At 43.5% G+C, this 12,237-nt stretch carries 9 protein-coding genes; 3 read left to right on the top strand and 6 right to left on the bottom strand.

Annotated elements, in window-relative coordinates; translation table 11 throughout:
• Nucleotide 1 precedes the first annotated feature (1 nt).
• Nucleotides 2-1,096 carry a 2-aminoethylphosphonate--pyruvate transaminase gene (gene phnW, locus WS34_RS03280; RefSeq protein WP_022160349.1) on the top strand — a complete coding sequence of 365 codons (1,095 nt, stop codon included), beginning with the start codon at nucleotides 2-4 and terminating at the stop codon, nucleotides 1,094-1,096.
• A gap of 90 nt (nucleotides 1,097-1,186) precedes the next feature.
• On the top strand, nucleotides 1,187-1,657 hold the full coding sequence (locus WS34_RS03275; RefSeq protein ID WP_013613208.1) for a CYTH domain-containing protein: 471 nt from the start codon (nucleotides 1,187-1,189) through the stop codon (nucleotides 1,655-1,657).
• A gap of 100 nt (nucleotides 1,658-1,757) precedes the next feature.
• On the opposite strand, the gene WS34_RS03270 is transcribed toward WS34_RS03275, so the two are convergent.
• On the bottom strand, nucleotides 1,758-2,522 hold the full coding sequence (locus WS34_RS03270; RefSeq protein ID WP_046403135.1) for a CDGSH iron-sulfur domain-containing protein: 765 nt from the start codon (nucleotides 2,520-2,522) through the stop codon (nucleotides 1,758-1,760).
• A 182-nt stretch (nucleotides 2,523-2,704) separates the two neighbouring features.
• Between WS34_RS03270 and WS34_RS03265 the strand changes: the two genes are divergently transcribed.
• A complete protein-coding gene (locus tag WS34_RS03265) occupies nucleotides 2,705-3,490 on the top strand; it encodes a hypothetical protein (RefSeq protein WP_046403134.1) in 786 nt (261 codons plus the stop codon).
• A gap of 53 nt (nucleotides 3,491-3,543) precedes the next feature.
• On the opposite strand, the gene WS34_RS03260 is transcribed toward WS34_RS03265, so the two are convergent.
• From WS34_RS03260 to WS34_RS03240, 5 genes are all read right to left on the bottom strand, one after another.
• Nucleotides 3,544-4,731 carry a TlpA disulfide reductase family protein gene (locus tag WS34_RS03260; RefSeq protein ID WP_046403131.1) on the bottom strand — a complete coding sequence of 396 codons (1,188 nt, stop codon included), beginning with the start codon at nucleotides 4,729-4,731 and terminating at the stop codon, nucleotides 3,544-3,546.
• Nucleotides 4,732-4,735: 4 nt separating this feature from the next.
• A complete protein-coding gene (locus WS34_RS15390) occupies nucleotides 4,736-5,923 on the bottom strand; it encodes a TlpA disulfide reductase family protein (protein ID WP_013613212.1) in 1,188 nt (395 codons plus the stop codon).
• An 11-nt stretch (nucleotides 5,924-5,934) separates the two neighbouring features.
• Entirely contained in the window at nucleotides 5,935-7,371 is a 1,437-nt protein-coding gene (locus WS34_RS03250; protein WP_046403130.1) for a RagB/SusD family nutrient uptake outer membrane protein, read from the bottom strand.
• A gap of 17 nt (nucleotides 7,372-7,388) precedes the next feature.
• Nucleotides 7,389-10,829 carry a TonB-dependent receptor gene (locus WS34_RS03245; protein ID WP_046403128.1) on the bottom strand — a complete coding sequence of 1,147 codons (3,441 nt, stop codon included), beginning with the start codon at nucleotides 10,827-10,829 and terminating at the stop codon, nucleotides 7,389-7,391.
• 184 nt (nucleotides 10,830-11,013) lie between these two features.
• The gene (locus WS34_RS03240) at nucleotides 11,014-12,147 is read right to left on the bottom strand and encodes a FecR family protein (RefSeq protein ID WP_046403127.1); all 1,134 of its coding nucleotides are present in this window, start codon (nucleotides 12,145-12,147) and stop codon (nucleotides 11,014-11,016) included.
• Between the last annotated feature and the right edge of the window lie 90 nt (nucleotides 12,148-12,237).

Genomic DNA, 12,237 nt, shown 5'->3' with positions numbered 1-12,237 from the left:
TATGAGAAATTATTTACTGTTGACCCCTGGACCGTTGAGTACTTCTGAGACGGTGAAAGAAGCCATGTTACAGGATTGGTGTACCTGGGATAAAGATTACAATGAAGGAATAGTTACTGTGATCCGGAAAGAATTGCTGGAGGTGGCAGGACTGGATGAGAAGGAATATACAACTGTGTTGCTACAAGGAAGTGGGACTTATGGCGTAGAGGCAACTTTGGGAGCTGTCGTGAAACCTACCGACAGGTTACTGATTATAGCGAATGGTGCTTATGGCAAACGGATGGCGGCCATTGCTGATTATTATAAACTGGATTATGTCATGGTGGCTTTGAAAGAAACGGAGCTGATTACCCCCGCAATCGTGGAGGAGGCTTTGAAAAATCATCCTGGAATCAGCCATTTGTCTTTGGTCCATAGTGAAACAACGACGGGTTTATTGAATCCGATTGAGGAAATTGCAGAGGTGTTGCGTGGACGCGGGATCACCTGGATCGTTGATGCCATGAGTAGTTTTGGAGGGATTCCTATCGATATGAAAAAACTGGGTATTGATTTTCTGGTTAGTAGTGCCAATAAGTGTATACAGGGAGTTCCGGGCTTTACCTTTGTTCTCGCTTCACGGGAAAAATTGCTGAAATGCAAAGGAGTTGCCCGTTCTTTGTCCCTGGATATTTATGCCCAATGGGAAGAAATGGAAAAAGGGCATGGAAAATGGCGGTTTACCTCACCGACTCACGTTGTACGGGCATTTTTTCAAGCTTTGAAAGAGTTGAAAGCAGAGGGAGGTATAGAAGCCCGTTACCGCCGTTATTGCCGGAATCATGAGGTATTAGTGGAAGGAATGCGGGCTATTGGTTTTTCCACCTTGCTGGAACCGGAAAAGCAGTCTCCGGTTATTACTTCTTTTCTTTATCCGGAGCCGGGTTTTTCGTTTACAGAGTTTTATGGGTTGCTGAAACAACAGGGCTTTGTCATTTATCCCGGAAAGGTTTCGGATGCTGATACATTCCGGATTGGTACTATTGGAGATGTATTCCCGGAGGATTTTGAAAGATTGACACAAGCTGTTGCGGCTATCAGACAGGTAAATTAAACAGGGCTGCCCGGACAAGTTTGACTTTTTTTAGTTTTTTGGCTGTTTAAGTGTTTCTTTTGCTTTAATTTTGTTGTAAAAGAAATCAATATGCCACAAGAGATAGAAAGAAAGTTTTTGGTCCGGGGAGACTTTAAAGCATATGCTTGCCAATCCTTTCGGATTGTACAGGGCTATTTGTCCTCCGTACCGGAAAGGACGGTCAGGATACGGGTGAAAGGTGAACAGGGCTATCTTACTGTAAAAGGTAAAAGTGATGTTCATGGAGTTACCCGCTATGAATGGGAAAAAGAGATTGCCAGGGAAGATGCAGAAGAACTCCTGAAATTGTGCGAGCCTGGGGTGGTTGACAAAATTCGTTATTTAGTGAAAGTAGGGGGGCATATTTTCGAGGTAGACGAGTTTCTGGGGGAGAATAAAGGGTTATTGCTGGCTGAAGTTGAATTAAAGCAGGAGGATGAACTTTTTGAAAAGCCGGAATGGTTGGGAGAAGAAGTGACCGGAGATCTGCGTTATTATAATGCAATGCTGGCACACCGGCCCTATCGAAGTTGGAAGTAATTCCGGATTTATGCATGCTTAACAGTTTGAGAGTTCGGTTATTCCATTGTCTGAAACTCTGATTGAAACAATAGAGTAACCGAACGATTCGAATCTGTATTTATTTCATTTTTTCTTCTAATTCGGTACTGAGGGGCAGGTGGTCCTGGAAGTGGACCGTGACATGGGTACCGTCGCAATAGGGTTTATTAGCGGATGCTCCGCAACGGCATAGGGTGACCCGGTTACGTTGTTCGTATTCGGTGCCGTTAGGTCCATTCACAGGAATACCTCCTTTGACCCAGAGCGGACCACTACATTCTTCCTGTGGGTCTTCGATCAGGCCTAAAGCCGGTTTTAAGGGGGGCTCATAAAATTTTTCCTCTTCTTTGTCCCAAAGTTTTAACCGGCCGGAGGGGCAGTACATGCTTTCGTGTACGGCCAGATCATGGGCTTCGGTGTTGTCGGAATCTTCCGTCAACTGCCAAACCGTTCCTCTGGCCATACAAAAACGGGCATGTACACAATATTCGGTGTTGTCGGCCAACTGAACTCTAGGACCGTCATACAGATCGGCATTCTCTAAAAGAGGGATATTGCCGGCGGTTAGCGTCGGATCCCAATCGGCATGGTGATGGGAACCGTCGCAATACGGATGATTTTTGGACTGACCACAGCGGCATAAAGCAGTGGGTTCGTTGTCGGTCGGGTATTTATGCCCTTTGGCATATTCCCAGGGGATTTGTTCTTTATTTAAAACGAAGATCTCTTGTTGAAGAGGGGGATTTCCATATACCAGATAGGGGCCGTCTGCTGTAATTTCAAGGTGATATTTCGGGTCAGGAGTAGGTGTACCCGGTTCGATTTTACGAGTGTTTTTTTCCATAATTAAACGTTTTAATGATACTTGTTATACTTAAATTCGGATGGAAAGTTCCGGGTTGACTGGGAGAATTTTCACCGGTATAAGTTTTGGAATAGAATTTGTTATAAATGTATTGTTTGGTTTATTAAAATATTTTACTTAATTTTACATAAAATATTGGATTCCTTTTGAAGGAATAAGTTATGAAAGTTTTGAAAATATTTAAATCGTTGTTATACAGGATTCTAATTCTTGTTTTGATAGGTTCTTTGGGAGCTTGTTCGGAGGAGTGTGGCTATGATTCTCATGCAGGTTATCAGTTAGGTAAACAAAATTTCGATTATTTGGAAGGTAATATGGCTTCTATTTTGTCGTTTTGGGATCTTGCTTTGAGAATGAACACGTATTTGACGGCCTTGGATGAGGAAGGAGAAGACCGGGTAGAAGAACTTTTCCCGGACTATCGTCTTCAACAAGTGGATGAACACGAATGGATCGGATGGAAGGGACAGGATTCGGTTTTTAAGGTTGTAACAGACGATCTGGCATTGACCACTGAGACAGCTCATTGGGAAATTGTGGGCTGCCGGGCTCCGTATGAGGGACAGCTCACCGTTTTGTGTTCCGGTTTAAGGACCTGGGTGTTTCATGTTTCCGCTTTGCAAAACCGGAAATGGATATCCGATGCCAGTCTGAAAATTAATTATAACGGAGAACAAACGCCCCGGAATTTTAACGATGGGGATTGGATTGTTTCCGGTGTGGGGAAGAGTATGACCGATGAGGAAGAAATACTGAATTTTGAAATTGCAGAATCGCTGATCCGTTATGCGGAGAGTCATTATCTTTTTGATAAAGGACTATTGTATCTGCGGTTGAAAAATAGGTTTTCTCCGAAAGAAGAGATTGTTAAGGCTGAGATGAAGACACTTCCGGGAAGTGACCGCTCTTTGCAAATCACCTATAAAGGAGAGGTTTATTCTTATTGATGGTTACAGAGGTTTCCCCCCGGCAACATCGGTGGCCGGGGGAATAGGTAAAATCAGTATAGTTCCTGTAAAACAGCATCCAGGGCGGCTCCCCGCATTTCGGTTTTAAAGATACGGCCTTCTTTATCGAGAAGGATACAAGTGGGGACTCCTGTGATATTGTATTTTTGGGCGACAGGTCCGTTAAAACCGTTGGGATCACACAGTTGCTTCCAAACCATTTTTTCTTCTTTCATCGCCTTGTCCCAGTCGGTTTTCTTTTCGTCGATAGAAATACTGATGATTTCAAAGCCTTTGTCTTTATACTCCTGATATACATGACGAAGGTGTGGAATCTCGCCCCGGCAGGGACCACACCAGGATGCCCAGAAATCCAGCATCACATATTTTCCTTCGGGTACACAGGAAGAAAGCTTGACCATTTTCCCTTCCGGATTCATCAGTTCGATATCCTGATATTTTTCGCCGATAGCCATCGTTTTGGCTTTGTCAGCTATGGTTTTGAAGTTTTCGGCCATTGGGGGAATATTCGCCCAGGCTTTGGTGATGAGTGCAGTCAATTGTTCGAGCTGAGGGACGGTTAAATTGACGTACATGCCTTGTAGGAATTGAAGGGCTAAATCATATCCTACTATGCTTTCGGGATGTTCTTCGATAAATTTCCATTGGGCGATGTTTAATTTCTTGTTGATCTCGTTTTCTTGTTTGATTAACGCGATTCCCTCTTCTGTATTGAATATGCCGTCCATTGCCGGCCGATGATATACTTCCAGATACTTTTCATTTATGGTTCCGGATTGTTTTCTGAGATCGGCGATACTTTTCAAATACCGGTCGTACAGATCCTGGGAGGCGGAGCCCTTTACTACCGGATCTTTCCGGAAGGTTTCATCGCTCCAATAATAAGTACGCAGGCTGTCGACGTGACCGGAATAACTGATAACCGAATTTTCCAGGTAAAACCGACTGGCTAACATTTGGGACGGGTCATCCTGGCCGGTTTTGTCGATGATTAATTGATACATACCGGGACGGTCGACTTTACCTTTTAATTGGAACCTGCCGTTTTTAATAACTGTGCTGTCGATGGTGACCGGAGGATAGACGGCTTCGTTTACTAACTGTACTTTCATGCCTTCACTGTTTCCCCCGATGTTACCGTTGAGGATATAACCGTCATATTTAGTTTGGCAAGCAACTAAACTACTGCTGCATAAAAAAGCTAAAAATATTTTTTTCATCGTATTAAGGAATTAATTGTTCTAATGCGGCGTCCAGGTATGCGCCCCGCATATTGGTTTTGAATATTTTACCTTCTTTGTCCAACAGAATACAATGGGGTACTCCGGTCACATTATATACTTGTATTGCCGGTCCGTTTTCTCCTTGCGGATCATTTAATTGTATCCAGGGCATCTTTTCTTCTTTCATGGCTTTTTGCCAATCTTTATTCTTTTGATCGATCGAGACACTGATGATCTCGAATCCTTTGTCTTTGTAATTCTGGTAGACGTGTTTCAGATGAGGAATTTCACCCCGGCAGGGGCCGCACCAGGATGCCCAGAATTCGAGCATCACATATTTTCCGGTTGGAAGGCATTCGGATAATTTTACTTTTTTCCCTTCCGGATCGGTGAGTTCGATGTCTTGAAACGGGGCTCCTATAGCGATTTTTTTGGCCATCTCTGCTTTTTCCTTGAATTCGGTCATACGGGGACAATTTCCCCAAACCCCGGAAAGTGTATTTTGCAGATCTTCGATCTGACCGGAGGTTAAGTCGATCTCTCCGAGCAGGAAATAACCGGCTTGATCGAGAGCCACTACAGAAGCCGGATTTTGTTTGATAAATCGGATCGTGGCCTGAATGATCTGCCGATCCAGTTCGGAGATCCGGCGGGCCAGGCGAATGCCCTCCTCGGTATTGAAGATGTTGTCTAATGCCGGACGGTGATATTGCTCGAGGTATTCGCCGTCTGCCTGATTTCTGGCTTTACTCAGTTCTTGGATAGAAGTTTTGAATGACTGATACAGATCTTCTGTCTCCGAACCCTGGATTATCATCTTACCTTTACGTTCCGGATTCCAGTAATAAGTGGGTAAAGTATGGATATCTCCCTGGAAAGTGATATCCGAATTTTCCAAATAGAAATTGCCGGCCAACCAGTTGGCTTCCGAGGATTTTTTCCCTACGGGAGTCGTATCGATGATCCAACGATAAAAGCCGGGTGCCGGAATTTCCCCGGTCAATTCGAAACAATGATCTTTAATGACCGTTGTTGCAATTGTTTGAGGAGGATAGCTATTATCCAACAGTTTGAAAACCATCCCTTCACATGGGCCTTGGATAGAGCCGGTGATGTGAAAAGATTTATTTTGTGCCTGGCAATACTGAATTGCCAGAACAAGGAATAGCACAGTTAACAGATTTTTCATTTTTGGGGATTTTAAGGGTTTTCGATGAGTAAGTTGTTACCTGCTTTGGCCGATTGCGGGATGGGTAGGATCAATTGTTTATCCGACTTTATATTCGGGCGTATGGTGGTGATGTCTAAATCGCCGTGTTTATAATACCTGATCATATCGTACCACTCTTCCTGGTTTTCAAAAAGCAGGTCGATCCATTTGTGCTGGCGGATCATTTCTAAAAGCTGGTTGTCAGGAATAGTACTCACGTCATATACTCCCGGGACATGGGCATCCAAAACGGTTTGCAGACTGGTACGGGCTGCCGCAAGATGATTGCCTCCCTGCCGGGCTTCCGCTTCTGCATGGATATAATATACTTCTCCCAAACGCAGGAAGTAGTAGGTATTGCTCTTGCCGTCATCATTGGTACTGTGAGGATATTTCCCGTTTTTGAAAGAAGTTGTGATGACGTCCGGTGTAAGAAACGGGGCGGCAAAACGGGGATCGTAACCTTCTCCTGTTTCTTTGTTCCCTGGAGTGGGATCCATCGCATCGGCTATTTTTTGAGAATAAGAACTATAAGTTGTCCGGTCTAAAATGAAACTACATTGTTCTTCATAGTTGGAGACATAAGGAGCGAACAGCACTTCAGGAGAATCGAACATATCGCTGAAGATACTCATAAAGTCAACCAGCCCGTATCCGTAGTTGCCGGCTGTTTGAATCACTTCATCGGCCAGTAGGGCTGCATTTACGTAATCTCCTTTACTTAGTAATACTTTTGCTTTCAGGGCTTGTGCGGTTGTTTTTCCGGCCTGCGCATGAGTGGGCGTATAATTACTCATAGGCATGTCCGGAGCATATAATATAGCTGAATCGAGATCCGATTCGATAAATTTATAGCTTTCAGCTACAGTCGAGCGGGCCTTTGCTAACGGTTCCCGGTAAGGTTTGTCGGACAGGACGATACCATATGGAGAATCGGTATCGTAAAATTGCCCGAAATAGCGTAACAACATAAAGTGAGCCATGGCCCGGTTGAAATAGCCTTCGCCTAATATTTCCATACGTCTCGCAGGGTCCAGGTCTTTTACCGTATTGTTTTCCAAAAATTCGATCATAAAGTTGGCCGCGTTGATTACATCATATAAATTATTATAGACATTTCCGATGATACTATTGTCTTCCAGTACATTGTTGTCGGTGAAACCGGTTTCTCCTGCCAATCCACCACTACCCGAGAGTGCTAATGAACCGGCGAGCAGGCCGATATGGCTTCGGAAGTTACAAAGATCCCAGGCCCTCCATTGGGTATATACCCCGCGTAACACCTGTTCTGCACTCTGGGCATTCCGTATTGCGGTTTGGTCTTCCAGTTTATAATAAGGTTTTACTTTATCTACGTCTCCCATCAGGTCACATGCCCAAATCAATACAGAGAGAAATAAGGTAGAAATAATATATGTTGTTTTCATAGTATGAGATTTTATCGTTAAAATTCAACTTTAACACCTAAGGTAAATGTTTTACTCAATGGATAGGGATCTTCATTCAGGGTCATCTGTGAAGTAGTGAAACTACTGATCAGTTCCGGATCGATACCCGGCCATTGGGTCACGGTCCAGATATTAGAGCCGCTGACAAATAACATGGCCGATTGTACATTGATTTTCTTCAGGAAATTCTGTGGTAAATTATAAGAGAAAGTAATATTCTTTAAGCGTAAATACGATGTTTTGTAAATGTAACGATCGGAGAAACGAGAGTTTTTGGAAGGATCGGTATAAACCAGACGTGCATAACGAGCATCGGGATTTTCGGGACTCCAGGTTTTCCCATAGAGTTCGGGATAGATGTTATTTCCAATATACCCATACATATCGCTCATCATATTATAAACAGCAGCTTTAGCTCCTTGGGAGAATTGGAAAACGAACGACAAATTGAAATTTTTGTAATTGACCGAATTGAAAAATCCTCCGAAGAATTTAGGCTGAGGAGTAGCAATAACTTCCCGGTCTTTACTGTCGATATAACCGTTCCCATCCAGGTCCTTGTATTTGAAGTCACCCATACCGGTCGACTTTTCCTGGTAATAATTCGCTCCACGAGCTACGGCTGTTTTATTTAGAGTAACTACTTCATCGTCGTTTTGGAATATTTTTTCGACGATATATCCTTTTAAAACGCCGGCAGGCTGACCTTCTATATAGGTATCGACATCGTTACTGGAAAGCTCGGCTCCATTGAGTTTTTCGATTTTGTTCCGGTTCAGGGCTATATTGAATTTCGAGGTCCAGGTCCAGTCGGCTGTACGGATAATATCCCCGCCGATTTCAATCTCAACGCCTTTGTTGGAGAGGTCGATTAAGTTGGACGTATAGGAAGTGGAACCTGATTCGAGCGGATAGGGGGAAGGAGCCAATGCACCTTTGGTGTAACGATAGTATCCGTCGATGCTACCGAACAGGCGGTGGTTGAAGAAAGCGTAATCTAATCCACCGTTGAATTCGGATGTCCTTTCCCATTTGATATCCGGATTAGGTAATAAACCGGGAGTCAGAGTCGATTGTCCTATATAAGGATTGCCTTTTTCATAAAATTGTCTGTAGACGAAATCGTCGATGTTGGTAGAACCGGTTTGTCCCCAACTGAAACGTAATTTCAGATCGTCGACTTTTTCTGCATCGGCCATGAAATTTTCGCTGCTCATCCGCCATCCCAGGGATATAGAAGGGAAATAACCTCTTTGATTACCGGGGCCGAATTTGGAAGAGGCATCGGAACGGAAATTGATTTCTGCCAGATATTTGTCGAGATAATTATAGCTGGCACGGGCATAAATGGAATTGAGGGCACTTTTGGACTTTGCGTCTCCGATGCAGTGTGTTTCTGTTGCAGACCCCGCATTATTCAGGACTTCATCATCCGGGAAGCCCATGTAGTAATGCGAAGTATATTCACTAAAAGAACGGTCCCAACCATAGCCGACCATAAAGCTGAAATAATGGTCTTCTATCTGGAAATTATAGTCGGCCCTGAAGTTGATCGAAGTATTGGCGGCTTTGCTGCGGTCGTCCTGAAGGGTGGACATGCCTCCGCCTCCCCAATCGTCTTGGGCGACCAGCGGGTTGTAATTACTATACTGATCCTGAAACATAGAGATATTGATATCTCCTCTGATTTTCAAACCGTTGAAGATTTTGTATTCCAGATAACTGTTTCCCAGGAATTGATAAGATTCTTTTTTGTTTTTATTTTGCCGGTTTGCGACTGGATTGGCTAAACCTACGGGGAAACCCCAGGTCGGAGTTCCGTCGATGCGGTATAATTCTCCCGTTTCATCGTATACGGGTACATCGGGTCTGACATTCCATTCTCGGGTAATACCCATTTCTTCGCCTGCAGCTCCGCTATGGCGTTTGGTCATTGTATAACCCAGGGCTGCTCCTACTTTGAAGCGTTTCGAGACATCCGAGTCAAAGGACAGACGACTGTTGTAACGTTGCATATCGTCGTTGATAAACAAACCTTCCTGGTCGATTGCATTGAAAGAAAAGGAGTAATTGGATAATTTTCCACCTCCGCGGATAGCCAGATTATACATGTGAGTCAGTGCATTCTTATTATTGGTCTCATCTACCCAATTGGTATTTTCTTCACCGAAAGCCTCGTCTTTTAATCCGTCGAATATCATATTTCCGTAATTATCATAGGAAGTATTGGCCATATAATCGATTGCAGGATAGATTTGGCCGTATATGATATTATCGTCTGTGATTTGTGCTTTGTTGATGGCTCCGAGTGTATTTTTAATGATTAATTCCTGGAGATTTTTAAATTTAGTTGTGTTTAATGGTTTGAATTTTTTAATTTGGTTACCGACACTCAAGGTATATCCCAGACTGATTTTCATTTGTTCGTTGCGGTGACCGTCCTTGGTTTTGATGATGACTACTCCGTTGGCTCCTCTGGAACCATAAATAGCTGTTGCGGCAGCGTCTTTCAATACGTCGATACTTTCGATGTCGTTGGGGGAAAGAGTTGAAAGCGGATTCAGCATATTCAGGCTGCGCTCGACAAAGAAAGGTACACCGTCGACGACATACAAGGGTTCATTATTGTTTTGCGATTTTAACGGGGAAGTGATTCCCCGGATGTTTAAAGTTGCTTTGGCACCTGGTTCTCCTGAGTTTTGATTGACCAATACCCCCTTCACTGCTCCACCTAGCATGTTGTCGAAAGTCGTGGCTCCGTTGGCATATTTTTCCAGGTCTTTCGCTTTGACCGACGATACGGAACTGGTCAGGTTTCTTGCCGACTTGCTTCCGTAACCGATAACTACAACGTCTTGCAATTCAACCTGATCTTCTTCCATGACGACATTATGACGGACATCTTCCGTTGCCGGAAAGTTATAGGTGACTTTTTTCATTCCGATAAAAGAATAGACGATTTCCACCGCATTACCTTTGAGGATGGCAAGCTGATAGTTACCATTGATATCGGAAGAAGTACCAATGTCCGAGTTACCGATGAAGACCGTTACTCCCGGTAAAACATTTCCGTTTTTGTCCTTGATATTACCGGAAAGTTTCACTCTTTCCTGTTTGACTTGAGGAAGATCGCCTACCGGACGAGGGGTGATATAAATAACGTCGCTTTCATAAGCACACTGATAAGGCGTGTTTTTGAAGATATGGTCTAAAATTTCGTCTACTTGCTTCTGTTGGGCGTTAACGTCAAAGCGTTTTAGTTGGGCGACATCCTGTTCGTTATAAACGAACCGCAACCCGGTTTGTTTCCAGATTTCCTGTAATAGCGTATTGACGTCACATTGCTTTAAATTCAAAGTGACGACTTGCTTTTGAGAGTATCCGGAAGCAAAACCTCCCAAGGTGAATACCAGCATAAAAATTGAGAATAACTTCATAATCCTGACAATTTTTAATCTTTTTAAGTTTGAAAGGACAAAGATTCGTTTACATTCCATAAATTTGTATTTTAAGGTAAAACAATCCGACAGCCTACAGTTAGCTTTGTCCGCTGTCTTTTTATCTGATTGCAGCTGGGAATGGTGGTACATTCCCGGCTGTTTATTTTGAATAAACGAACATTTATTTTACCGTCACGGTCCGGCCTTTGATGATGAAACGGGCGGTGGAAATTTTTTCAAAATAGTGGAAAAGTTCCGATACCTCTTTATATCTGGTCATCATACCTGACAGGTGAATATTTTTAGTTTGCTCGTTGAGGTAGAATACGTCCAGATCGTACCATCTGGCTAATTTATTCATGACCGATTCCAAGGACTCGTTTTGGAACATGAAATTTCCGTCTTTCCAGGTGATATAAGGTAAAACATCCACTTCTTCAATCGTTAGTTTCCCGGAGGAGGTATAGGCTGCCTTTTGGGAAGGGTTTAGGTGAGTCTCCTGGTCGTGGTGGCGGATACTGACGCTACCGCTGACCAGAACGGTTTCGATGTTGTCTTTATTTTGAGTACTGATATTGAATTGGGTACCATATACTTTGACTTCAATATCGCCGACTTCGACAATAAAAGGCTGTTTTTCATTTTTAGCAACTTTAAAATAGCCTTCTCCCTGAAGTTTTACTCTTCTTTCCAGGCTTGAGAAAACCGTTGGGTATCGGAGTTCTGTCTCTGCATTCAACCATACTTCGGTCCCGTCTGCCAGTTTGATTTTGAATTCTCCACCTCTGGGGATTTCGAGTCGGTTTATCAGGTTTGCAGTCGAAATGTTGGCTGATTCTGCGTAATTCAAGACTCCTTCATTGGAAATACGGATTAGTGTTCCATCTTTTTCCTTTAACTCCTGCGAAGTGGTGTTTACGGGAATCGCAGTTCCGGAAGAAAGATGCAGAATCGCCTTTGACGAACCCGGATGAATCGGAACTTCGGCTAAAGTCGGAATCAGTGAAGGGGTATGGATCAGGTAAAAGGAAAGTCCGCCTCCGAGCAGAATCAGGGCGATGGCTGCAACTCGGATAAAAAGACGGCGGATATGACGCCGTTTCAGACGGGATGCAAATTCAATATATTGACCTTGAATACGGCCGGATTGGATAGCAGCCTGAAGGTGAATGTGATGCCGACGGAATCTTTCGAAGTACCTTTGATGTTCAGGATCGTGTCCCAACCATTCTTTCAGAAGCTGTTCTTCCTCTACGGCGTTTTCCTGTAAGAGATGCTTTAAAAGTAATTGATCGATGTTGTCTTTATTTAGCATATCGGTTGCATTTGTCCATAGTACGGGAAAATATTAATTTTCATTGAATGGAAAAGACAACTTTTTTTGAAATAGTTGAAAAAATAATTA

It is taken from the genome of Odoribacter sp. N15.MGS-14, from assembly GCF_000980245.1.
In the GTDB taxonomy this organism is placed as follows: Bacteria; Bacteroidota; Bacteroidia; order Bacteroidales; family Marinifilaceae; genus Odoribacter; species Odoribacter splanchnicus.
Note: the sequence above shows the minus strand (reverse complement) of the source record. Positions and strands in the feature narration are given on the sequence as shown.

Coding starts and splice junctions, on each gene's coding strand:
- phnW (WP_022160349.1), top strand. CDS start 2: ATGAGAAATTATTTACTGTTGACCCCTGGACCGTTGAGTACTTCTGAG.
- WS34_RS03275 (WP_013613208.1), top strand. CDS start 1,187: ATGCCACAAGAGATAGAAAGAAAGTTTTTGGTCCGGGGAGACTTTAAA.
- WS34_RS03270 (WP_046403135.1), bottom strand. CDS start 2,522: ATGGAAAAAAACACTCGTAAAATCGAACCGGGTACACCTACTCCTGAC.
- WS34_RS03265 (WP_046403134.1), top strand. CDS start 2,705: ATGAAAGTTTTGAAAATATTTAAATCGTTGTTATACAGGATTCTAATT.
- WS34_RS03260 (WP_046403131.1), bottom strand. CDS start 4,731: ATGAAAAAAATATTTTTAGCTTTTTTATGCAGCAGTAGTTTAGTTGCT.
- WS34_RS15390 (WP_013613212.1), bottom strand. CDS start 5,923: ATGAAAAATCTGTTAACTGTGCTATTCCTTGTTCTGGCAATTCAGTAT.
- WS34_RS03250 (WP_046403130.1), bottom strand. CDS start 7,371: ATGAAAACAACATATATTATTTCTACCTTATTTCTCTCTGTATTGATT.
- WS34_RS03245 (WP_046403128.1), bottom strand. CDS start 10,829: ATGAAGTTATTCTCAATTTTTATGCTGGTATTCACCTTGGGAGGTTTT.
- WS34_RS03240 (WP_046403127.1), bottom strand. CDS start 12,147: ATGCTAAATAAAGACAACATCGATCAATTACTTTTAAAGCATCTCTTA.